At 41.1% G+C, this 23,935-nt stretch carries 20 protein-coding genes; 6 read left to right on the top strand and 14 right to left on the bottom strand.

Translation table 11 applies throughout. The features are described 5' to 3' along the window. Position 1 precedes the first annotated feature (1 nt). The gene (locus L3V41_RS14695; RefSeq protein ID WP_237114800.1) at positions 2-1,237 is read right to left on the bottom strand and encodes a diguanylate cyclase; all 1,236 of its coding nucleotides are present in this window, start codon (positions 1,235-1,237) and stop codon (positions 2-4) included. 78 nt (positions 1,238-1,315) lie between these two features. Then, the gene (locus L3V41_RS14690) at positions 1,316-1,690 is read right to left on the bottom strand and encodes a DUF413 domain-containing protein (protein WP_130151724.1); all 375 of its coding nucleotides are present in this window, start codon (positions 1,688-1,690) and stop codon (positions 1,316-1,318) included. 90 nt (positions 1,691-1,780) lie between these two features. On the opposite strand from L3V41_RS14690, the gene L3V41_RS14685 reads away from it, so the two are divergent. Continuing rightward, positions 1,781-2,638 carry a LysR family transcriptional regulator gene (locus L3V41_RS14685; protein ID WP_062567377.1) on the top strand — a complete coding sequence of 286 codons (858 nt, stop codon included), beginning with the start codon at positions 1,781-1,783 and terminating at the stop codon, positions 2,636-2,638. A gap of 89 nt (positions 2,639-2,727) precedes the next feature. Here the strand turns inward: L3V41_RS14685 and L3V41_RS14680 are convergent, their stop codons facing one another. From L3V41_RS14680 to L3V41_RS14665, 4 genes are read right to left on the bottom strand one after another with little or no spacing between them, the layout of a single operon-like run. Next, positions 2,728-4,197, bottom strand: coding sequence for a DUF3526 domain-containing protein (locus L3V41_RS14680; RefSeq protein WP_237128015.1), 1,470 nt, complete (start codon positions 4,195-4,197; stop codon positions 2,728-2,730). Further along, positions 4,194-5,594 carry a DUF3526 domain-containing protein gene (locus L3V41_RS14675; protein ID WP_237114801.1) on the bottom strand — a complete coding sequence of 467 codons (1,401 nt, stop codon included), beginning with the start codon at positions 5,592-5,594 and terminating at the stop codon, positions 4,194-4,196. The genes L3V41_RS14680 and L3V41_RS14675 overlap by 4 nt, the downstream gene beginning before the upstream one ends. Next, complete coding sequence (locus L3V41_RS14670; RefSeq protein ID WP_062567380.1) at positions 5,594-6,313, bottom strand: ABC transporter ATP-binding protein; 720 nt, start codon at positions 6,311-6,313, stop codon at positions 5,594-5,596. The genes L3V41_RS14675 and L3V41_RS14670 overlap by 1 nt, the downstream gene beginning before the upstream one ends. 9 nt (positions 6,314-6,322) lie before the next feature. Then, positions 6,323-8,428 carry a TonB-dependent siderophore receptor gene (locus L3V41_RS14665; RefSeq protein WP_237128014.1) on the bottom strand — a complete coding sequence of 702 codons (2,106 nt, stop codon included), beginning with the start codon at positions 8,426-8,428 and terminating at the stop codon, positions 6,323-6,325. Positions 8,429-9,030: 602 nt separating this feature from the next. Between L3V41_RS14665 and L3V41_RS14660 the strand changes: the two genes are divergently transcribed. Beyond that, entirely contained in the window at positions 9,031-9,963 is a 933-nt protein-coding gene (locus tag L3V41_RS14660) for a porin (RefSeq protein ID WP_062567382.1), read from the top strand. Positions 9,964-10,031: 68 nt separating this feature from the next. On the opposite strand, the gene recG is transcribed toward L3V41_RS14660, so the two are convergent. From recG to asnC, 3 genes are read right to left on the bottom strand one after another with little or no spacing between them, the layout of a single operon-like run. Next, positions 10,032-12,113 carry an ATP-dependent DNA helicase RecG gene (gene recG / locus L3V41_RS14655; RefSeq protein ID WP_062567383.1) on the bottom strand — a complete coding sequence of 694 codons (2,082 nt, stop codon included), beginning with the start codon at positions 12,111-12,113 and terminating at the stop codon, positions 10,032-10,034. 38 nt (positions 12,114-12,151) lie between these two features. Further along, entirely contained in the window at positions 12,152-12,868 is a 717-nt protein-coding gene (gene trmH / locus L3V41_RS14650; protein WP_062567384.1) for a tRNA (guanosine(18)-2'-O)-methyltransferase TrmH, read from the bottom strand. A gap of 54 nt (positions 12,869-12,922) precedes the next feature. Next, the gene (gene asnC, locus L3V41_RS14645) at positions 12,923-13,381 is read right to left on the bottom strand and encodes a transcriptional regulator AsnC (protein WP_062567385.1); all 459 of its coding nucleotides are present in this window, start codon (positions 13,379-13,381) and stop codon (positions 12,923-12,925) included. A gap of 188 nt (positions 13,382-13,569) precedes the next feature. Between asnC and asnA the strand changes: the two genes are divergently transcribed. After that, the gene (asnA, locus tag L3V41_RS14640) at positions 13,570-14,565 is read left to right on the top strand and encodes an aspartate--ammonia ligase (protein ID WP_237128013.1); all 996 of its coding nucleotides are present in this window, start codon (positions 13,570-13,572) and stop codon (positions 14,563-14,565) included. A gap of 39 nt (positions 14,566-14,604) precedes the next feature. Here asnA and L3V41_RS14635 read toward each other — a convergent pair whose 3' ends face one another. The 5 genes from L3V41_RS14635 to gmk all read right to left on the bottom strand — a co-directional run bounded on the left by L3V41_RS14635 (position 14,605) and on the right by gmk (position 20,031). Beyond that, entirely contained in the window at positions 14,605-16,209 is a 1,605-nt protein-coding gene (locus tag L3V41_RS14635; protein WP_062567387.1) for a FapA family protein, read from the bottom strand. 180 nt (positions 16,210-16,389) lie between these two features. After that, on the bottom strand, positions 16,390-16,782 hold the full coding sequence (locus L3V41_RS14630; protein WP_062567388.1) for a RidA family protein: 393 nt from the start codon (positions 16,780-16,782) through the stop codon (positions 16,390-16,392). A gap of 11 nt (positions 16,783-16,793) precedes the next feature. After that, the gene (gene spoT, locus L3V41_RS14625) at positions 16,794-18,899 is read right to left on the bottom strand and encodes a bifunctional GTP diphosphokinase/guanosine-3',5'-bis pyrophosphate 3'-pyrophosphohydrolase (protein WP_062567389.1); all 2,106 of its coding nucleotides are present in this window, start codon (positions 18,897-18,899) and stop codon (positions 16,794-16,796) included. 130 nt (positions 18,900-19,029) lie between these two features. After that, on the bottom strand, positions 19,030-19,305 hold the full coding sequence (gene rpoZ, locus L3V41_RS14620; RefSeq protein WP_054554225.1) for a DNA-directed RNA polymerase subunit omega: 276 nt from the start codon (positions 19,303-19,305) through the stop codon (positions 19,030-19,032). A gap of 105 nt (positions 19,306-19,410) precedes the next feature. Then, entirely contained in the window at positions 19,411-20,031 is a 621-nt protein-coding gene (gene gmk / locus L3V41_RS14615) for a guanylate kinase (RefSeq protein ID WP_193988313.1), read from the bottom strand. A 275-nt stretch (positions 20,032-20,306) separates the two neighbouring features. Between gmk and L3V41_RS20020 the strand changes: the two genes are divergently transcribed. From L3V41_RS20020 to L3V41_RS14600, 3 genes are all read left to right on the top strand, one after another. Further along, positions 20,307-21,602 carry a tyrosine-type recombinase/integrase gene (locus L3V41_RS20020; RefSeq protein ID WP_237128012.1) on the top strand — a complete coding sequence of 432 codons (1,296 nt, stop codon included), beginning with the start codon at positions 20,307-20,309 and terminating at the stop codon, positions 21,600-21,602. Between the two features lie 127 nt (positions 21,603-21,729). Continuing rightward, positions 21,730-22,332 (top strand): tyrosine-type recombinase/integrase, encoded by a 603-nt coding sequence (locus L3V41_RS14605; RefSeq protein WP_237128011.1) that lies wholly within the window; start codon positions 21,730-21,732, stop codon positions 22,330-22,332. A gap of 1 nt (position 22,333) precedes the next feature. Further along, the gene (locus tag L3V41_RS14600; protein ID WP_237128010.1) at positions 22,334-23,662 is read left to right on the top strand and encodes a site-specific integrase; all 1,329 of its coding nucleotides are present in this window, start codon (positions 22,334-22,336) and stop codon (positions 23,660-23,662) included. Positions 23,663-23,935: the final 273 nt, after the last annotated feature.

Raw genomic sequence — 23,935 nt, 5'->3', positions numbered from 1 at the left:
CTTAACTAATGAGTTTGTTACGGCCACTTTCTTTGGCTTGATAAAGTTTTAAGTCGGCCTGTTTTATAAGTTCATCAAGGTTATAAACAGGCCCACAATGAAAGCCTATCGATAAGGTGAAGGCTACCTTATCTTTACTAAATTCAGTACTGTGCTTTTGCACAAAGAGACGAAATTTTTCTAATCGTTGGTATGCTTTTTCAGCGTCTTGATCAGCAAAGTACACCGCAAACTCTTCACCACCAAAACGACCTACAAGGTTATCTTTGAAGTAGGTTTGCATACATTGCGCTAGCCCTTTTAAAACGTCGTCTCCTGCATCGTGGCCGTATTTATCGTTAATTGCTTTAAAGTGATCTACATCGATCATTCCTAAAGAGACTTGATTGTTGGCAAGTTTAGCGGCTTTTAAGTGGCCATTTGCTTCACTAAAAAAGTAGCGACGGTTAGGGAGTTTTGTAAGATAGTCAGTGTTTGCTTGTAAACGAATCGTTTTAATATTCTCAAGCATGTCGACGTTCTGGCTAAGCCGACAATAAAATTCTTCGCTATTAAATGGTTTACGCAGGTAGTCATCTGCACCTGATTTTAAAAAGCGCGTTGAAAGATGTAATGTATCAAGTGCTGATATACCAATAATTGCTTTTTCATCGTTTGAGTATAAACGGCGAATCTCGACACAGAGCTCATCACCGTTCATATTCGGCATTTCGTTGTCGGTAATAATAACCGAAATGGTTGGGTTCTCAGCGAGCACTTTTAATGCTTGCACACCATCTTCAGCCTCTAATACTTGGTATTTATGTCGTGTGAGCAGGCTGCAAATATAATGGCGAGTGGATGCTGAATCGTCAACTACGAGTACTTGTATTTGCTCATTACGAGGGAGGCGAGTAAGTTGCTTTTCTAGGTATTGATAAGCTTGTTTATTTTCTTTGGTGATGTAATCAATAATAGGGTGTTTTTCAACAATATTGCGTGTGGTTTCATCAAGGTTACCCGTCATTACAATGGTAGGAATGTCAGCTGCAATGGTACAAGGTACAGCTTCACCGGTTGGCGCATCAGGCAGAATAAAATCAACAACGGCGCAAAAGTAACTGTGCTGGCTAATGAGCTCTTTTGCTTCGGCGAGTGAAACTGCGAGATCTGCTTCATAGCCAACTTTTTGCGCGATATGTTTTTGCACTCGCGCAATGGTTGGCGTATCTTCAATTATTAATAGTCTTCGAGTCACGGTTTGCCTTGTAATAACTTATTGGCGAAACAAAAGTTATTACAAGTTTTAACCCTAAAAGGCTAAAAAAGCAAATCGTTATAGGCTGTCTGACTCAGAATAGTATTCAACACTTTGCGATGTTGGACTTGCAATTCGAGAACGACCAAATAAAGTGTGAAACTTAGTTTTGCAGGTTGTCTGTTTAAGGTATTTTATCCAAGCGCGTTCAATCGGGTTGGTGGCTTCTAAATTACCTGTCACAACTTGCACAAATTGAGTTTGAAATTCATTTTGTGGTTCTAGGGTTTTGTTGTATAAACCCTTTAATATAACACCATGCTGTTCGAGAATGTCGGCTTCTAGCAAAGTGAAGTGACCACTACGACCAAAACCGCGTGGGAAATTTTGATCATCATAAAATTGACGTTGGCTTGCAAATGCCTGACGAAGTGATGAAATGTCAATGCTCATGGCTTTATCCTCATGCCCTAATTTCTTGCAGGAGTATGGATCAAGTTGTCGATTTTATTAAACAAGTTATTTTTATCGTAAGGGTAAAAAATGGATATCGATTTATTGAAGACTTTTGTTGAAGTGGTGCGCACGCGCCATTTCGGTAAAGCAGCTGAGAATTTGTATATTACGCAGTCTGCGGTGAGTTTTCGGATCCGACAATTAGAGCAAGGTTTAGGTGTTAATTTATTTATTCGTCAGCGCAATAATATTCAGTTAACAGCGCCAGGCGAGCGGTTACTGCCTCATGCACAAATGATCATAACGGGCATGCAAAGGGCAAAAGTCGATGTCGCACTGGCAGATAATATGCACAAGCAGATTAGCCTAGCAGGCACCCCAAATGTTTGGGATGCATTTTTGCAGTTCGGTATTACTAATATAGTCTCTGCGATGCCTGGCGTGTCACTTGTGGCTGAAGTTAAGGCTCAGCAAGAAAGCACTCGTTTATTACTAGAGCGTACATTAGATCTTGCTGTGCTGTTCGATCCTCCGAAGGTGGATGAACTTGTTGTTAAGCGAATATGTGAACTACCAATCATTCCGGTCAGCGCTTTTGAAGCTGCAAATAGTGAAAACTTTTTCGATAATCAGTATGTGTATGTTGATTGGGGAACGTCCTTTTCGTTGTGGCATGCACGTGAGTTTAATGGCCACGCACCTCCTTATTTTAGAACCAGTACAGGCCGTATAGCACTCGATTTAATTTTAAAGTGCGGCGGCAGTGCATTTATTCCTCAGCTACTTGTTGAGGAGCAATTAAAAGCAGGTGAGCTTTATCATGTTGAAGATGTGGCCCACACATCCCGTGATGTGTTTGTTGCATATCATAGAGACAATGAACAAACCCCACTACTGGAAAAATTGGTCAACCTCTTGATGGAGCTAAAAATAAGTTATAAGTAGTTCCTGTTGAATATAAAAGTGTTCTTATAGCCAGCTACTACTTGGTAACTGGCTATACAAATCCCTTCGTCATCTAAAAAATAGATAATTCATACTACTAACACCTCTTTGTTATTCGCACTGTCTAGTTTGTTAACGCGACGTTTTGCTATAAGGAGAAGGCTAACGGCTAGTAGCAGCAACCAGATTAATGGCGTGTAGCTGTACACCGGTGTAGCAAGTTCGCTGCTAAATTGAGGAATATCCGCAAGATTCGTGAGTGTTGGCTTTGCGCTACAACCATCACACGGTGCAAAGTCTCCTCTTTGATTAGCTTTGGCAATCTCGTTGGCAAAGAAACGTTGTAGTGCTTGATGATGAGCTTCAACTTCGCTCATAAAAGCGTGATGACGCGTTAAACCGTTTCCAGCTAAATCAACCAATAGTGTTTGGACAATGAGCGCAGGGGAAAGATACTGTAGTTTTTGAGCGCTTTGTTGTTGTGCTTGCTGCGCGTTTAAAAAGCGTGCATCTTGAACTTCCATTGCGCGTTCAACAGAGTTTATTGTCGCAATTTTTTTGGTGGCGTAATCACTGGCGCCACTGCCATTTTTTGCAAGCTCTGGATGGTCTTGAAAATACTGCGCTAAGGTTTTTTCACTTGCTTTTTGAGCGTCATCGCTGGCTGCTCGAAGACTATCTATATAGTGAATACGTGAAGGCGTTGGGTCGAGTAAAGCAATGCTTGTGTTGACCAAAGCAGGAACAACAATCACCAAGGCAAGCCAACAGGTAACGAGAGTCGCAGCATTGTTTGCGGCACTTTTGGCCCGGCTATTAACCCAAGCTGTTAAAGCAATCCAAAATCCAGAATAACACAGTACAATAAGGTTATAGCTAAGTAGTTCAGTAACACCCATCTGGTCTCTGATAATAACCAAAAGCAGGCTGCTTATGAGTAAAAATGGCATTACAATCAACGCACTTCGTAGTAATAATTGGTAGGTGAGTAGATGCGTGGCACTGCCACCTTGAAGCATTAGTAGCCTTAATTGCCCGTCTTGGCGCTCACTGGCCAAGGCATTAAAACAAATGCTAATAATGAGCAGTGGCAGTAAATAGATCACCACAAAGCTTAAGTCGAACTGACCAAGTAACAGTGAAAGCGGGTGGACATAATCATATTGATGAACAATATGCTGCTTTTCTTTAATCAGCATTTTAAAGTAATACGGTAATACATCCGCTTGTCCCGTAGCGATAGGAGCCGTTGCGAGCGGAGTTTTAGTAGCGTAATTTTGCATCAAGTAAAAAGCTTGTCCGCGCAGGTCGTACGGGTCTTCCCACCATTTATGATTTTCGGTACTCGCGAGCCTTTCGGGTAATCCTGCTTTAGCATTTTGAATTGTTTGTTGCTGCATTTGTTGAGCAGCAAGTACTACGTCGCGCTGCTTATTGGCAAAATAATGGGCGTTAAAGAATGCCACGAGTGCAAGCACGCTGGTGGTAAGAAAAAGTGTGAGTACGAGTTTCTCTCGCCATAGGTTTTTAAGCTCAGTGGCTAATATTAGGCGCTTCATCTTTGTTCCTCTAAACGTAGCTTTTTAATTGCAAATAAACTAAGTAGCACCAGTACAATCAGCCAAAAGGCAAGGCTTATAAGGCTAATAGCGTAGTGAGGCAGGTAGTGAGTAAAACGTGGATATTGGTATGAAAACTCAGGGATCTGCTGCCATAGCTCTTTTCCTGCGGTGTAATGTCCCTGGGCCTTATGACCATGATCTCTTTGATTAAAGTTAAGGACTTCTTGCATTAGACGACGATGTTGCTCTGCTGCATTTTCAAAAGATTGCTGGTGGCTAAAATCAGTGGCTGCGGTCGCCATCGAGAGTGTTTGTACTGCGATAAAGGGGGTTAGCAATCCTGCCAACTGGTAGCTTTGTGACTGTGCCTCAAGCTGTTCTAAACGTGCTTTAAATAAGCGGTCAAAGATTTTGTCGGCGTATTGTTCACCAAATTGGAGTTGTGCTCCGGCATAATCGAAGGGCAAGTCTGCTACTTGGCTGACGCCATACTGGGCGAGTGTTTGCTGCTTAAATTTTTCAATCGCATCGAGGCGTGCATCGGTATAAACCTCACTTTCAAGTTTTGCTTGAAACGCTTGACCAGAGCCTTGTGGATGCAAGGTGGTTGCAAGATTCATTGCAAGTTTTGGGAGTAATAATGTTGCGAATGCCCATATAGTAAGTAATGTAATTAATGCGCGTCGTGCCGTAGGAAATAGGCTTGAGAGTGTCGTAGTGATTAATGCCCAAAGTAATAGGTAAATTAAATAAGAGAGTAAAAATAGAGCGCTTCTTAGCGTGTAAGGCGCCTCACTTGCAGTTTGGCTATAAAGTAAAAAAAGTGCAACGGGTAGCAAGAACAGGCATGACAGTGTGAAAAGCACAGCACATTTAGCAAAAAACAACTTTGCTGGGCTTGCACCTGCTGCAAGTAGTTGTTTTAAAGTGCCTTGCTCGCGTTCCCGTGCAAGTAATGGGTAGCCAATTAAAATGATCAATAAGGGTAATAACACTTGCAACACAAAGGCGGGTGATAAGCTCCCAAAGCGCGACAACGGCACGTTATCTTGTGCGCTTCTAAATAAGCTATCGTTACGAATGTGCGCCTCTAACCTCAATACATTTCCTTGGTAGGCTTGTAATCCATCATCGAGCGCTGCCAGCGGCGTAGTGGGCTTAACGACATAAATGCCGTAATGAGCTGCAGAGTGGGGGCCTTTTTCACCTTGGTTCAGCCAGCGTAATTGCTCTGATTGAGATACCTCGTTTACGGCTTGCTGATAGCTTTGATGGCTTTTAAAACCAGTCACACAGGCCAGTAATAATAACAAAACAGCAATACCACTTAGCCAGAGTGCTTGACCTTGCCGCTTAGTATCGAGCCATTCTTTTTTAAAAGTACTTTGTAACATTAGGCGCCCACCTTGATATGCTTAAGGTATACAGATTCAAGTTGGACTTCTTTTAATTGTTCGAAAAGTAACGTGTCGACTAATTGCCCTTGATTAATAATTGCAACACGATGCGCATCCTCTTGAGCACGGTATAAGTCGTGGGTCGCCATTAAAATTGCGACACCTTGTTTCGCTAGCGATTGTATGAGTTGACTAAACTCATGGCTAGCTGATGGATCAAGGCCTGAAGTCGGTTCATCTAGAATCAATGCTTTAGCTTGTTTTGCAAGCGCTATAGCAATGCCTACTTTTTGTCTCATTCCTTTTGAATAGGTTGCAACGGGTTTATCTACAGCATGGCTTGGTAGTTTTACTTCTGCGAGTAGGGTACGAAATTCGTCATCGGTTTTGTCGATACTCGCCACTTTGCTGAAATAGGCGAGATTTTCAAGTCCAGTTAGACGAGGATAGAGAGCCACTTGCTCGGGAATATACGCTAAATGCTGCCTCGCTGTTACAACATCGAGTTGTGGGTTTACCCCTGCAATAGTGATTTCTCCTGCATCAGGTTGTAAAAAACCTAACAGGCAATTAATGGTGGTTGTTTTTCCTGCGCCGTTAGGACCAAGCAGCGCTAAAATCTCTCCTTGATGTACGGCCAAGCTTAAACCTTGAAGGGCTTGATATTCGCCAAAGCGCTTTTGTAAGTTATTAATTTGAATAATGGGTGTGGTCATGATTTATCCTTAAAAGCTGACGCTTAATGATGCAATAAGTGTCCGGCCGCGACCTGGCGCGACGCCCCAATCTATGCCTTTAGCACCGCCAGACAGCCAGTACTCTTTATCAAATAGGTTTTCGGCCTTAATTCGCAGTGTGGTGTTAAAATCACTAAAGTGATATTTGGCACCTAAATCAAAGCGTGTATAAGCCGGAAGGTTCAAATTGTTATTAACATTTTGCTCCCGTTCACCCACATGAAACATACCTGCATTTACATTTAGGTTTTCTAAGAAAGGGAGTTGATAATCTAAAAATAGATTTGCTTGGAATTTAGGAACATTTGCAGGACGATTACCATTGAGTGCAGGTTCACCATCAAGCTCATCCAAACTAGGGTCCATAAATGTTATCGAAGCAACAGTTGATAGGCCTTCAATAAACGAGCCGCTGGCATTAAGTTCGATACCTTTATGAGGTTGAGTCCCGTCTTGTACAAAGTAATTGGTGATATGGTTATGGTATTCCAGCATTTTTTCAATTTCGAATACTGCAACGGAATAGTTCATTGAGTCAGTTTGGTATTTTATACCGGCTTCTATTTGTTCACTTTCTTGTGGCCCTAACGATTCACCCTCGTTAATTGCTCCACTGCCAATTACTGCTACGCCACCTTCTCCAGCACCTTCAGAGTAACTGGCATAAAAAGCGAGTTGATCGTTCGGGTTATAATTTAAGCCAATGATAGGTGTGTTGAAGGTGCGATCATCTAATCTTGATTTAGCTTGGTTTGGTGCGGTTTGATCTTTTTTATATTGAATATGACGCAGCCCTAGAGTCGCATAAAATACATCATTAAAATGCAGGGTATCGGTAATGAAAAATGAGCTTTCGGTTGTATCGGTTGTTGTTGGGTCGGGGTATTCTGGGAAGACTGGTTTACTTACATGTATAGGGTTAAATATGTTACCAACAGGATTGTCTAACTCAAACCAGCGACCATCTTTAGATTGGTAGTCACGAATACTTGCGCCGACAACGAGTTCATGTTCAATGCCTGCAGTAACAAGTTGCCCTGTAAAGAAGCTGTGGGCAGAAACCGTATCATAGGTTTCATTTGGCGTTACTTGAATACTTGCTGATAGAACATTTCCTTCTAAATCAACTGAATATATATCAGGAAAAATAGTGAACCGATCATTCCCCGAAAGTGCGACTTGGTTAACCCACTGCCAGTTATCATTGAGCCAAAAATCCACTCGCGCCGCTATATTGAAGGACTCGGTTTTATATTTTGCCCAAGGTTGGCCAAGTAATACTTCACTCGTATCTACATAAGGTGGGAGCACGGAACGGCTATCATCATTTGGGTCACGCGCTAAACCAATAAGTGGTTGTGATACAGTGCTTTTGTCTTGATAGTCGCCATCTAAGCGAATAAAAATACGATCAGACAGTTGCCAGTCTAGAGCTGCGCTAAAAAAGTACCTTTCTAGGTCGTCACCACCAGTAAAATCGCCATTTTTTTCTGCTGCGGCGTTGATACGATAACCAAAAGTTTGCTCACTATCTAAAGGACCACCAAAATCTACATGAATATAACGACCCGCACGACTACGAAATTCTGTCGTGATATCTAAAAAGGAGTCCATCGTTGGGCGCTTCGTTACGTAGTTAATCGTGCCGCCAGGGTTGTTAAAACCTGAGACTAAGCTTGATGGACCTTTAATAATATCGATTCGTTGAATGTTCTCCAGTGGCACATCCTGATAAGGAGCAAGAGCAAGGCCATCTCGTCTTAGACCATTTGTCCAATCGAGTTGAAAGCCCCTCAGGCTGACAAAATCAAATACTGTGCCGATAGCCGTATTTTGTACAGATGCATCATTGGCAAGCACTTCGCTCAACGTTTTTACTCTTTGATTTGTTATTAACTCTTCAGAAAAAGATTGAATAGAAATAGGTAAAAACTGAGGATCTTTGATTCCTAGTGCCGAGGCATTTACATCTCGGGTACTATAAAGTGGTGTACGCGTACCTTGAACTTCAAGTTTTTCAATAGTTTGAGTTGCAAATGATTGCATTGAAAATAAACCAGTAAGAACACTTACTGTTAGAACAGACCTTTTCATTTTTTCCAACCAGAATTTAAGTAGTGTAAGTAATTATTGTTTTGTTAAATGTTATAACATAGCTAATAAAGCATGTTTAAATTTTAATTGGAAGTGATAATAGTTATCATTTTATTGTGTTTGTTTTTTGTTTTGGGAATAGGGATAATAAAAAATGAGCGCTTATTATGGCTGGCGGAGATCCCCTTTACTAGCAAGTATTAAGTGAACAAAAGCATATTATTAGCTAGCTCACGCATTGTTATATTATTACATTTTTAGCTATAAAGCTATTGTAAATGACTGTAAATGACTGTAAATGAAGTTGTGATATAGCAAGCATTTATCTTTGTTTAAACTACTCGTATTGCTTCTATCATGAACTGATAAAGGTTGTGATGCAGTAAAGTTTTTAAAAAAGTCCAACACATGCCACAGACTCTCCCATTTTATAACCAACTGATGTTTTTAAAAATATATTTTAATTACAAAAATAATTACCTTTTATGAATATAAATTGACGTTTTTGTTTCAACTGTCATCTTTCTGTCATTTTTCACTGGCACACTGCGCTCAATCAAACACGAGTATGTGTTTTTTGTTGCGATTATTGAGGAAACGACATGAAATTTGCAAAGTCTAGCTTATTCCTAGCTTTATTTGGTGGTTTATCTTTTTCTGCACTAGCTGATGTAGATTTATATGGTAAAGCCAACGTGACTGTTCAATCATCAGATGATGGCGAAGGGTCTTTTACTGAAATTAAAAGCAATAACTCACGTTTTGGCTTAAAAGGCTCTGAGAAGCTAACTGAAGGCTTAGAAGCTGTATACAAATTTGAGTTTGGTGTTGATGTCTCTGATGCTGATTCTAAAGGCGATAACGATGACAACATTACTGCACGTAACCAATATGTAGGTGTTAAAGGTGGCTTTGGTCAAGTTGTAATTGGTCGTAATGACACTGCAATGAAGCAATCTCAAGGTAAAATTGATTTATTTAATGACCTTGAAGGTGATATTAAAAACGTATTCAAAGGTGAGAATCGTTTAGGTGATTCTATCTCTTATGCATCAAATGATTTTAGTGGTTTCAAAGTATTAGCGACTTACATCGCGGAAGATGATGTAGATGCTGATGATGGTTACTCAGTAGCACTGACGTATGGTGACGCTAAACTTAAAGAAAGCAAAATATACGCTTCTGTTGCAGCAGACAGTGAAGTGAAAGGCTACGATATTGTTCGTGCGACAGTGCAAGGTAAAGTTGGCGACTTCAAACTAGGCGCAATGTACCAAACACAAGAAAAAGTAGATGGTAGTGCAGAGGCTGACGGCTATTTAGTGAATGCGGCTTATCAAATGAATAGCAATACATTTAAAGTTCAATATCAAGTAATTGACTTTGATGAAGGCGACAAGAAAACAGCTATTTCAGCAGGTGTTGATCACAAGCTAAGCAAAAACACCAAGGTATTTGGTTTCTACTCAACATTTGATACTGACAACCAAGTTGATCAAGACTACTTAGGTGTTGGTATTGAGTACAAGTTTTAATCCTCTAAAGGAATAACTCCCTTACTTGTTAGCCCAGCATCTGCTGGGCTTTTTTTATATTATCTGTATTACGCTAAGGCGTAGTCGGACTTGCCAGCAAGCCAACGTTGAATAAGCTTTTCACTTTGTGTGGGGAATTGCTCAAGCATTTTAAATGCGATTGGGCGTACTTGTGTTAAGGTTTGTTTATCACGGCTCAAGTCAGCGATTTTAAAATCAGCTAAGCCTGTTTGTTTTGTGCCAAGTACTTCACCTGGACCGCGAATTTCGAGGTCTCTTTCGGCGATAACAAAGCCATCATTGCTTTCACGTAGCACTCCTAAACGTTTTTGCGCTGTTGCAGAGAGCGGGGCATGATAAAGTAAAACACAGTGTGATGCAGTTGCACCACGACCAACACGGCCGCGCAGCTGGTGGAGTTGTGCAAGCCCTAATCGTTCTGGGTTTTCAATAATAATCAGGCTCGCATTGGGCACATCAACCCCCACTTCAATCACTGTCGTTGCAACTAATACGTGAATATTTCCCGCTTTAAACTCGCTCATAATGGCTTGTTTTTCAGCGGCTTTCATACGGCCATGTACTAAGCCTACCTGCAATTCAGGAAGTGCATTTTTTAATTGTTCGGCGCTGTCTTCTGCTGCTTGGCATTGCAGTACTTCCGATTCATCGATTAAGGTGCAAACCCAATATACTTGACGGCCTTGCTCTTGGCAGGCTGTTTTGACCCGTTGAATAATTTCATCACGGCGAGTATCGGGGATTGCAACTGTCGTAATAGGCGTTCGACCAGGGGGAAGTTCGTCTATGATGGAGGTTTCTAAATCTGCATAAGCTGTCATCGCTAAAGTGCGGGGAATAGGTGTGGCGGTCATAACGAGTTGATGTGGGTAGCAATCACCAAAGCGACCTTTTTCACGCAGTGATAAGCGCTGGTGCACACCAAAGCGGTGTTGCTCATCAATAATAATTAAAACAAGGTTATTAAACTCAACCTGATCTTGAAATAGCGCATGCGTACCTACGATCATTTGTGCTTCGCCAGAGGCTATTTTTTCGAGTGTGACGGTGCGCTCTTTACCTTTGCTTTTACCTCCAAGCCAAGCGACTTCAATACCTAGTTCTTTAAACCATTGGCTAAAGTTGATGCCATGTTGTTCTGATAAAATCTCAGTTGGTGCCATTAAAGCTACTTGGTAACCTTCACTAATCGCTGTTAAAGCGCTCAGTGCTGCGACTAATGTTTTACCTGAACCAACATCTCCTTGCACTAATCTCATCATTGGGAAGGGATGCTGTAAGTCCCCTTTGATTTCTGCAACCACCCGACTTTGCGCATTAGTTGGGCTAAAAGGGAGCTGTGTTAAAAACTGTTGTTCTAGTTGATTATGCGGTGTTAAGGCGACCGCTTTGACACTTTGACCTTTTTGACGAAGTTTTAATAAGCTGATGTTTTGTGCCAGTAACTCTTCAAAGACTAGTCGTTGCTGTGCAGGATGAAAGCCTTGCTCCAGTGCCGTTAAATCAACATCATTTTGTGGGCGGTGCAATGTTAAAAGTGCATCACTTAAACGCATGCCAGTTGGTTGAAATTGTTCTGGCAATAATTCTTCTACAGGGTATTTTGCAAGTAAGTTGAGCGCTTGATCACTTAAAGCGCGAATAGACAGCTGCTTCAGCCCTTCTGTGACAGGATAAACCGGTGTCAGGGTTGTGTTTGTTGGTTGCTCTGACGCAGTGTCTGACAAACTATATTCAGGATGAGTCATTTCAAAACCAACCCGCCCACGGCGTATTTCGCCAAAACAGCGTATGATTTTACCCGCACTCAGCGCATTTTTTTGTGCCGCATTAAAGTTAAAAAAACGCAGCGTTAAGCGACCCGTGCCATCATTCACTTGGCATACCAACATACGGCGCTTACCAAATGTTATTTGGCTTGTTTCAACCGTGGCTTCAATGCTGACATGACTGTGAGGCTGTAAGTCACATATGGCATGGATACGCGTGCGGTCTTCGTAGCGATGAGGCAAATGAAACAGCATATCTTGCACTGTGTTTATTCCCAGCTTAGCAAGACGCTCGGCCATTTTAGGGCCAACGCCTTTTAATTCAGTAATGGGATAGTGTGCTAAGCTAGGATGACTCAAAGGTGACTCAAATTATTAATTAGTAGACTTTTTTCAGTTTACTTGCACTCGTCAGTGGCTTCAAGCGTTTGCGTGTGCTTTAACGTGTGCCAAAAGATGTCATCAGCAACGATTTCACCATTTTCATCAAGGGCAGGGTAGGGAAGCGCTTTTTCGCGGCATTGCTCAGCAATAATGGGATGGCAACCTTCAAACAAAATACGGTGCTTCACTTTTTCATCGAGCATATTGCGGTTATATAAGCCCGCTTCTTCGCGTTGGCGTTGTGCTTCAAACAAAATAAGTGCCGCTGCGACAGAAACATTCAGCGATTGCACCATACCCTGCATAGGAATAATGATGTTCTTATCTGCATGTTCAAGCGCACGAGGTGAAATGCCATCACGTTCTTGTCCAACAATCACAGCTGTTGGTTTGGTGTAATCTATTTCACGAAAATCAACGGCATCATCAGTTAAATTGGTTGCCAAAATTTGCACATCGGGGTTATGAGCTCTCATCATAGCAACAGCATCATCAATATTGCGGTGTAAGTGAGTGTCGAGCCAATTCTTACTCCCACCAGAGGTATTATTGGTGAGCCACTTTTGATTATCAGGCCACACAGCATGCACATGATGACAGCCTGTAGCGTCAGCTGTGCGGGCAATGGCCGACAAATTATGATGCTTGTGTACTTCTTCTAAGCAAACGGTTAGGTCTGTTTGACGGCGATCTAATACGCGCTTCACACGCTCAAAGCGAGTTGTATCCATAGTTATGTGCTCGTTGGCAGATTCTAATTGGTGCTGATTATACGCAGTATAGTGCTAAGGCACTACCGCTCTACTAATTGGATTTTGTAAGGAGATCAGTGTTTCGGTGGATTGAATTGCCTCGATTGCTTGAATCTTATTAATTAACACATCTTGTAGGTGATCAATAGAGCGTGCCATCACTTTGATAAATATACTGTAGTTGCCTGTGGTGTAGTAGGCTTCAACCACTTCTTCTAACTCTTTTAAATGTAATAAAGTTTGCGGGTAATCGCGGGCATTATTAAGGTTGATACCGATAAAACAGCATACATCGTAACCGAGTTGCTTTGCATTAATGCTTACCTGAGTGCCCGTAATGATGCCAGCTTGTTTCATCTTTTCGACTCTGACATGAATTGTGCCAGCACTTACAGCAAAGCGTTTAGCTAATTCTGCATACGCTGTGCGCGCATTTTCCATTAAGGCATTAAGGATGTTTTTATCGAGATTGTCGATTTGATAATTTTCCATCGTATTTTTCAGTGTTAATTATTGAATCAATAAATTTTATAGCATTATTTTTATGAAAATTTCAATGTTAAGTTCTTTTTATTGATGGTTATTGAAAATAACCTTTATTTAGTTGAGGATTGTTTTAACGAAGAGATTTCAGTTCTCTATTAAGCAAGTAACAATAACTGGGAATGAGGCCAATTATTATGAGTTCACACTACCTAAAGCAACAGCAGAAAATAAGCAAAGTAAAACAGTTCTTTTCAAGCCAACTAGAACAACAATTAGGGCTTGTTGAAGTGCAAGCGCCAATTTTGGCTAAAGTCGGTGATGGTATACAAGATAACTTAAGCGGTACTGAAAATGCTGTGTCGGTAGCGGTGAAAACGATTCCTAGCAGTCAATTTGAAGTGGTGCACTCACTTGCGAAGTGGAAAAGAAAAACACTTGCAGATCATGACTTCTCTGTAGGTGAAGGCCTTTACACGCATATGAAAGCGCTTCGTCCTGATGAAGAATCATTAAGCCCAATTCATTCAGTGTATGTGGATCAGTGGGATTGGGAGAAAGTTATCTGTGAGAGCACTGAGCGCACTTTAGATAAGCTCAAAGAAACCGTCACATCAATTTATCAAGCAATAAAATCAACAGAGCGCTTTGTTGCCAGTGAGTTTGGTTTAACACCGTTCTTACCAGAGCAAATTACTTTTGTGCACAGTGAACAATTACGACAAATGTATCCCGATTTCACCGCAAAACAGCGTGAAAAGGCAGTCGCTCAAGAATATGGTGCAGTATTTCTAATTGGTATCGGTGGCGCACTTGCCGATGGGAAAATCCATGATGTGCGTGCCCCCGATTATGACGACTGGTCTACTAAAACCTGTAGTAAATTTGCCGGTTTAAATGGCGACATTCTAGTTTGGAACCCAGTACTTGAAGATGCATTCGAAATATCATCAATGGGTATTCGTGTAAGCCCTGATGCATTGGCCACACAGTTGGCAATTACAGGTGACCAAGCACGCCTTGAGTTTGATTGGCATAAAGCATTGTTAGCGAAAAAATTTCCACAAACAATTGGTGGTGGGATTGGTCAGTCACGTTTAGCGATGTTGTTGTTACAAAAACAGCATATTGGTCAGGTACAAGTGGGTGTATGGCCAGAGCAATTGAAGCAGCAGGTTGACGGTATTCTTTAAATTAATGCTTTAAGTTAAAAAGAGGCTTTAGGCCTCTTTTTAACTTGTTTTGAACTCAACTTCGATTTTATTTTCTTCCAGCTTCACTTTACAAGGCGGGTATTGGCGATTTGTGCGTAATACTTTGTCGAAAATATGAATTTCGACTCCTGAGTGAAGCGCTTTATTCACGACCAATTCGGCATCTTCGAGTAAGTCATGCAGATGATGTTCTAAGCTTGATAGCTTTTTCTCTAACTGTTCGGCTTGTTGACAATAATGAGTTTGTGTTGCGCCTATTTTTGCGAGTAGCAGCTTTTTCTTTTCAGCATCTTTGACTTGATCTGCTTTTTCAATGGCTTCTTGTAATGTATCAAGCTGAGAGTCTGTTTGCGCGAGGTCTTTTAAACATTGGTCGGTTTCTGCTGTGACATCGGCGCCTGATGCAGCGAGGTTTACAACCATTTTAGCCCCTGATTCGTTGCCAATTTCACCAGCAAGAATGATTTGCGCATCGAGGATTTCTCCGCCAAATAACTTACCTTGTGGGTTATCTTCTTGACCAACTTGCAACAGCTTTTTGGCTTTCATAATACAGTGACTCGATTGGCGCTCTATAATAATATTATTGGCTTCTAGGTAACTATATTGGCCGTGTGATAAGTGAATATCACCTTGACTAATAATATTGCATGATAGCGTTTTATCATCGAGCTGATGACCAATCACACCTTGCTTAATGGTTATATCGCCAATGGCAGATAGGTGACCTGATTCAACTGTTCCCATCACTGTAATATCACCTTTGGCATTTATACGCATGCCAGGTTCGACATTGTGAGTGACAATAACACTTCCTTCAAAATCAACATGACCACTTTTAACGTTTACGTCAGCAATGGTGAAAATATCATCGACACGCATGCCGTTAGCAATATCCACGGGCACGCCTGAAATTGCCGAAACTAATTCTAGCGGATTATTTTTTGAAATCTCTGTGCCTTCGCCTGCAACAAGTGCGCTGCTTTCACCTGCTTTTGCAGGTAGCACATCACCAGTGACGGTAAATCCCTCTTTACCTGGGGTCGCGGGGATTTGTTTTACCAATAATACACCTGGTTCAACGCTGGCTAATTTACCAAAGTCGCGCATATCAACGGTGCCGTCTTCGCGCAGAGTTGGCTTTTTCAATCGGTCTTTTAATGTTTCAACTTGTGGTACTAGTTTAGATGGTTGTCCATCAACAGGTAAACGGCCTTTTGCTACGACACCTTTTACCTTTTCACCTGCGGGAAGCTCAAGTTGTTGTTGTAATAACTTTTCTAGGTAGGCTTGTTTATAACCACGTGCGACACCTGCTTTGATTAACTCTTTTTTGGCGTTTTCTAGGCTCATGATTGTGCCACCTTCGGCAAGGGTTAACTCGCCTGTAGCTAGCATTTTGTCATCACTGAGTGTTATTTCGAGGCTTGCATCATGCTTTGAAGCAACAACAAGCGTACGCTCTTTCATATCGGTTTTGAAAAAGTTGTTGATGGCATCATGATCCACTCTGCATTCACAGAAAGACGACTTTTCTAGTGCCTCAATAATAAAGGCAGCACTAGGTGGTGAGTGTTCATGAACATCCAATAAGATGTTTCCGTTATGAGCCAGCTTAAACACGTGGAGATCCTTTTATACTGTGATAGCTAAAGGTATATATTTCTATTTAAAACTAGAATTATTAACACAGATTGCTAGAGAATTGCTTTTGAGTCAAGAGTTTCGGCTGAGAGATAGGGGGATTTTTATAATAAAGTGCCAGCTGTAAAAACAGCTGGCACGAAAGATCAAAAGTGGCGATTAGTTTGTAGAAGGTAACTCCATGATGCCATCAATCTCAACTTGTACACCTTTAGGTAATGCACGAACGCCAATTGCAGCACGGGCAGGGTAAGGTTGCTTGAAGTATTGGCTCATCACGTCATTAACAATCGCGAAATTAGATAGGTCAGTTAAGAAGATATTAACTTTAACCATGTCTTGAATTTGGCCGCCGGCAGCTTCACATACAGCCGTTAAGTTTTTGAATACTTGATGAGTTTGCTCAGTAAAGTCTTCTGAAACCACTTCCATTGTTTCTGGTACAAGTGGAATTTGGCCTGATAAATAAACGGCTGTGCCTACTTTAACAGCTTGGCTGTAAGTGCCAATTGCAGCAGGTGCATTATCAGTAGAAATAAAAGATTTGTTCATGATTATCCTTGTTACTTTTTACGATAGACTCGCTGTACATCAGGCATCACACGAATGCGGCGCATGATGTTGGCAACGTGAACACGATTTTTCACTGTAATGCCTAAGTCTATCATGTATAAATTACTTTCTTTTTCGTCGGTTGCTATCTCGACAATGTTTGCTTGGGTTGAAGCCACAACATTGGTAAGTTTAGCGAGTGCACCCTGATGATTAATTATCTCAATCCTAAGGGCTGCAATGTATTCTTTTTCTGGGTTGTCATCCCATTTCACGACCAAGTATTTAGAGCGCTCTTTCTCCCAACCACGAATGTTTTTACATTCTTGGCGGTGAACGGTAAGGCCTTTACCTTGGCTGATATGAGCTGTGATAGCATCTCCAGGTACAGGGCGACAGCATTTAGAGTAGTTAACTAACATGCCTTCGGTACCAATGATGGTTGCTTTTGCTTTTTTCGCGATATCGTTTAAGTCGTCGGTTTCTTCTTGTACTAGACGTTTTGCGATAAGTACACTCATTAGATTGCCAGAACCAATTTCAACAAGTAACTCTAGAACAGTATTTAGCTCATGCTCTGTTAGCACGCGTTGAATGTTCTCGTCTGGAATATCATCCAGTTTATGTTCGCCAAGGGCTGAATCCAGTAATCGACGGCCAAGTAACATTGCTTCTTCGTGTTGTTGGCTCTTAAGGTAATTGCGAATACCAAGGCGCGCTTTTCCAGTGACGACAAAGTTTAGCCATGTCGCATTAGGGTGTGCGCCTGAGCTGGTTATCACTTCCACGGTTTGACCCGTATCAAGCGCTTTGCTCAGTGGGTGAGGCTTACGGTTTACGCGAGCTCCAACACAGGTATTACCAACATCAGTATGAACCGCATAGGCAAAGTCGACAGCCGTTGCGCCCATAGGCAGCTCTACAATTCGGCCATCTGGGGTAAATACATAAATTTCTTCAGGGAATAGCTCTGTTTTAACGTTTTCAACAAACTCAAAAGACGAGCCTGCACTTTGCTGAAGCTCCAGTAAGCTTTGCATCCATTGGCGTGCACGTTGCTGTGCGGTATGGCCTGCGCTATCACCGGCTTTTTTATACATCCAATGAGCGGCAACCCCTTTGTCGGCCATATGATCCATGTCGTGGGTACGAATTTGAATCTCAACAGGAATACCGTGTGGGCCAACTAATGAAGTATGGAGTGATTGATAACCATTGGTTTTTGGCACCGCAATGTAATCTTTAAAGCGGGTTTCGATTGGCTTGTAAAGGTTATGAGCAACACCTAACACGCGATAACAGGTATCCATGCTGTCTACGTTAATGCGAAACGCATAAATATCCATCACTTCATTAAACGACAGCTCTTTATTAAGCATTTTTTTGTAAATGCTGTAGAGGTGTTTTTCGCGACCAGAAATAGTGGCGTCGATACCTGCTTCTTCTAAGCGTGCTTCAATTTCACTTTTGATGTTACTGATGACTTCTTTTCGATTACCGCGAGCTTTAACCACTTCAGATTTTAAAGCGCGATGACGCATTGGGTAGAGTGCCTGAAAGCCTAAATCTTCCAGTTCATTTTTAATATCATGAATACCTAAACGGTTAGCGATTGGCGCATAAATTTCGAGTGTTTCGCGGGCAATACGACGGCGTTTGTCGGGACGAAGTGCGCCTAAAGTGCGCATATTATGTGTTCGGTCAGCAAGCTTGATCAAGATAACACGAATATCTTGAGTCATGGCCATAATCATTTTGCGGTAATTTTCAGCTTGGAATTCTTTTTTATCTTTAAAGCTGAGCTTATCGAGCTTACTTACCCCTTCTACTAGTTCGGCGACAGTATCACCAAATATTTCGGCTAAGTCTTGTTGACTAAAATCGGTATCTTCAATCACATCATGCATCAGGGCTGCCATGAGTGTTTCGTGATCTAAATGCATGCCAGCAAGAATTTGTGTCACTTCGACGGGGTGGGTAATGTAGGGCTCGCCGCTTGAGCGAGTTTGCCCCTCGTGGGCTTCACGAGCTACCACGTAGGCTTTTTGTACCAGCTCTATATCAGCAGGCGACAAATATTCGGAAATTTTCTTTTTTAGACCTTCAAAAAGATACAAAGTCACACTCCAATGCGCTAATGAAGTAAATCGGTAACGGTATGAATAGAATATACGATGAAAAGAAGGGCTTGCCAACGGCTAGTGCAGAAATACTAGCCGTATAGCGAAATCAAAGCGGGGAGCTTGATTATTGGTTACCACCAACGATAGCAGCAACAGCAGCCATTTCAGCGGCTTCTTGGTGTTGTTGTTCTTCACGGTCAATTAAGTCCATTGAAGAGCTGTCAACTAACCCTTTTTCAATTTCACGTAAAGCAATGACTGTCGGTTTGTCATTTTCAGCATCAACAAGTGGATCTTTACCACCTACTGCGATTTGGCGGGCACGACGAGCCGCAACTAAAATTAAGTCAAAACGATTACCAATTGCATCTACTGCATCTTCAACAGTTACGCGAGCCATCTTAGCACTCCAAATAAATTTTTAAGCAAAGGCGTAGTTTACTGTACCAAGTTACATTCGCCAATAGCTTGTGGTTAATTTTTATCTTTATTACCTAAAATTGTATTATTTAAGTAAGGCGTTCAATAATTCTTGATGGCGAATAGTTTGGCTTTTGAGTGACAAACGTTTTGCCATGACAATTGTTTCGATTTCAGCAAGCGCAGTATCAAAGTCATCATTCACAATCACATAATCATATTCATTATAGTGTGATGTTTCTGATTGTGCCTTTGCCATTCTGCCAGCAATTACCTCGGCAGAGTCTTGACCACGATTATTTAAACGTGATTCAAGCTCTTCTTTAGACGGCGGAAGAATGAAGATGGTTTCAACATCATCCACTAAGTTGCGGATTTGCTGAGCACCTTGCCAATCGATATCTAAAAATACATCAATGCCAGCGTCGAGCTGAGTTTCAATGGCTTTTTTAGAGGTGCCGTAATAATTATCGAAAACTTGCGCCCATTCAAAGAAATCATTCTTGTCAATCAGTGCTTTAAATTCCTCAACCGACACAAAATGATAATGCACACCGTTTTCTTCACCAGGGCGAGGTGAACGCGTTGTGTGTGAAACCGATACCTTCATATCGCTGTGTTTGTTTAGTAATGCACTAATTAAGCTTGATTTACCTGCACCTGAAGGGGCCGATAAGATAAATAAATTTCCGCGAGTTTGCGCCATGATCTGTCTCTATTGAAAATAAATAGGCTCGGACTATTGCTAATCCAAGCCTTTAATTTATCTATTGTACTTTATTTCGCTAAAAGTGCTCAAGTTTGCCTGCTTTTAGACTTTCAAAAACAAAAGACCCAGCAGGCGCTGGGTCTTATAAAAATGCTATAAATCTCGTTTACTCGATGTTTTGGATCTTAGGCTTTGATTTATAACGAAATTTTAAAATTTATGAAATACTTGCGAGGCTAGATTTTCCCCCAATCTGCCCGATGGCGTGATTCGTGAATTCCATTTTTCACTTTGCTTCTTTATTCATTTTTAGAGAAGCAGCCATGAAATATTATAGTAAGTCAGACATCATCAAATATGTGGAGGTAGGTAAGAAGAAAACCATCCGCGTATACAATTCACTATACCTTGAAATACGCTCAAAAGGCAACGCCTCATGGGTTTATCGCTTTCAACTAAACAATCATCGTAGCCAAATGGTCATCGGTGTATACAGCGATACCAACCCAGAATTGATGTGTTATGACAAGGCCATGAAACAAGCAATCGACTACAATGCGATGGTTTTAAATGGTGATAATCCGAAGTTAGATAAACTGCGCAAAAAATATCATGATATTGAAACGGTCAATGATTTAGCTGATTTATATATCGAGCAGAAACGCAAACACATAAAAACCATTTACCCACTTATACGAATATATAACAAAGATATTAAGCCCTATATCGGCCATCTTTTGCTAAATAAAGTTCATCCGTTTGATATCTATGAGCTAGTTCAAAAAGTAGTAAATTCCGGTCGCCATTCTGTGGCGACTCAAGCGCTCTATCTTTGTAAAAATATCTTTAAGCTCGGTGTAAAGTCTCAGTTGATCACATCAAACCCGGCAGAAAATTATACGGCCAAAGAAGATGCAGGGGGAGCTGCATTGCCAAGAGATGTAGTGCTCATGGAAGACGACATCAAGATCATGTTTGAAGTATTCCGCCAATATCCCAAAAAAGTTCCAGAGCAAACCTACATTGGGATCACGCTATTGTTGATATTTGGAATGCGAAAAATGGAGCTATTCTCAGCACGTTGGCAAGACGTCAATTTTGACAGAATGCTATTTCAGATTTTTGCGGATAATACGAAATCAAAAAAGTCACTCGCAATCCCTATTCCGGAAGACACATTGTTTCTTTTTGACAGACTGAAAGTGTTAGCGGGTCGCTCAGAATATCTGTTCCCCGCACGTAAGCTTAGCACCCGGCCATTCATAAGTGACGACACTATCAATCACTCTATAGCTGATTTATTTGGCAAAGTAATTAATACGCGTGAACCCAGCGAAAACGTATTGGGTCTAGCCGGAGTGCCGGAATTCTCTCCCCATGATTTGCGACGCAGTTTCCGCACTTTACTCGCTGCTCACGGTGTTCCCAGAGAGATAGCGGAGCGCTGCCTTAACCATGCTGATAGTCGTTTAATTCGCACATATAACCGTTATGAGTACGCCAAAGAGCGTAAGGAAGCCCATGAGTTGATGGCAAAAATTATTTTGCCGTTAGCGTACTCTCGCTAAATATTTGGAAAATTTAAGATTATGCAGAAAGTTAGAAAAAAGTCGTTTTTATACTAAGCAGCTATTAGAAGAATCAATGACTTAGGCCTTAGAATGACTGCTCTTGAAGACAATTAGAGGTAATTAAATGAAACAAAAAAATACGAATGAAAATAGTAAAGCAACTGCGTTAACTCATGATGAGATTAAAGCGATATTGAAGGAATTTGATAACAACAAATTTGAAATTTCAGAGCAAATGCAAATTGCCGTTGTGATCATGGCGGTTTTTGGTTTAAGGCCTAGTGAATTACTCGCGCTTAAAGTGCGTGACATTTCACTTGAAGAAGGCGTTATTCAATTAAGCACGAGCTTTCAAGTACCGATACCGGAATGCGCATTGCAACTGTTTGAACAACTAATAGAGTTGGCTGATGGTTCTGATTATTTATTTCCGAATCCTAAAAGCAACGCTAACCCTTTGCCAATTAGTGCAATGTCATACGTGATTCGTAAGCTGGTTCCAAGTTTTAAACTTTACAGTTTACGTTATTCGTTCGCCCGATATCTTAACTCGAAAGACGTAGAACCACGTATCGTTTCTAAAAGTTTAAATCAAAAAACTAATCGAAATGTCCTTTTGAATTTTGACTATTTAGAGCAGCGGCGAGAGATACATGAAGCTTTATTCAAGGCATTAATGCCATCAGCCACCAAAACACAAACATTAACAATGAGAGGAATCTTATAAGATGAGGTTAAGAGAATCAGAAAATAAAATAAAAAAGCGTATTGCGTCGGGAGTGAAACAATCACTGACAATTGCACCGAATACGATTTTGGATATTCATAACAAAGAGATCGCTACATTTAGCTTCCGAGCGAAAATTAACGGTAAACGTAAACGGTTCAAAATTGGTACATATGGAGAAAGTGGCGCGCATTTTTTAACCATTGAAGATGCAATAAAAAAAGCAACGGACATGAAAAGGTTAGTCTTGGAAGGGACTAATCCACAGTGGGCCCATCACGGAGAGACAATTAGAACAACTGATGATTTATTTAAAAGTTTCTTTAAATCTTCGACATGCGCTTACACAGCCGAAAAACGCATGTATGAAAAGTATATTAAGCCGGAAATTGGTGATACTGAAATAGCGGTGTTGACAACTAAACACCTACAACTTGTTCTAAAAGGAATTGTAAAGCAAGAGCTATTAAGTGTTGCAGAGCGCTGTTTTTATCTTTTCAGAAGCGTATTTGATGACGCGTTCTACAATAGCATCGTTAAGAAAAATATCGCTAGGAATTTAGATTTACGTAAACACGCTGGAGGAGGTTCTAAAAAACAAGGAATTGCCTTGACTCAAATGGATGTACAAAAATTTTTAGAAGTTGCTAGGCAGCACCCAATGGTATTCCCAGAGCCAAGCCTGATTGCAATCACTATGTTACTTGTATTTGGCTTCAGAAAGATGGAGTTACTTGGGGCACAGTGGAAAGATTTAGATTGGGATCAGAAAGAGCTTCATATATGGGCGGACCGTAGCAAAAATAAATTGTCATTAGCGGTACCCATTCCAGACAGTGTGATCCCTTTATTCAAAAGATTACAAGAGTTGGCGATGGGATCTGACTATTTGTTTCCTGCAAGGCGAAGAAGCAGCACCCCACACGTACATGATTCAACGTTGAATGCTGCAATTAATACACTGTTCGGAAAAAACGGAACTAATAAAGTCATAGGTGAAAACATACTTGGTAGCCTAAATGTACCTTGTTTTAAAGCACATGATTTGAGAAGGACTTTCCGAAGCCTTCTTCCAAGATTCGGGGTTTCTAAGGAAATAGCTGAATCTTGTATGAATCATAAGCCTCGTGGCGTGCATGGGGTTTATAACCGTTATGATTATATAAGTCAGCGCAAAGAAGCTCATGACAAAATAGCTAAGATCATTTTGCCGTTAGCTGGTTTTGAGTATTTCGAAGAAAAGCAAGACAGCCTCTCTCGTGATTTCAGAATAACATCGTTTAGTCCTACTGCTTGGACGAACAATTTGAATTTCAACAAAGTAGCTTAAAAGAGGTAAAAAATGTCAATTGGTTTCTATTCGTTAGATGAAGTAATGGAAATGTTAAATGTATCAGAGTCAACAATTCTTCGGTGGCGGAATGATAGATTGATGCCACAACCTAAGAAAGTCGGTAGACGTATTTTGGGTTGGGACATCGAAGAGTTTCACAACTGGCTTAATGCTCAATAATCGGTTGCAATATTCGGGGGAATCATTGCTAAGTGTTAAACATTTTATTTTAAGGAGGTGACGCGATTAAGCAAAAACAGCTAAGGGCGA

The sequence above is a fragment of the Pseudoalteromonas sp. L21 genome (assembly GCF_021728035.1).
Classification (GTDB): domain Bacteria; phylum Pseudomonadota; class Gammaproteobacteria; order Enterobacterales; family Alteromonadaceae; genus Pseudoalteromonas; species Pseudoalteromonas arabiensis.
This window is presented reverse-complemented; position numbering and strand designations above follow the sequence as displayed.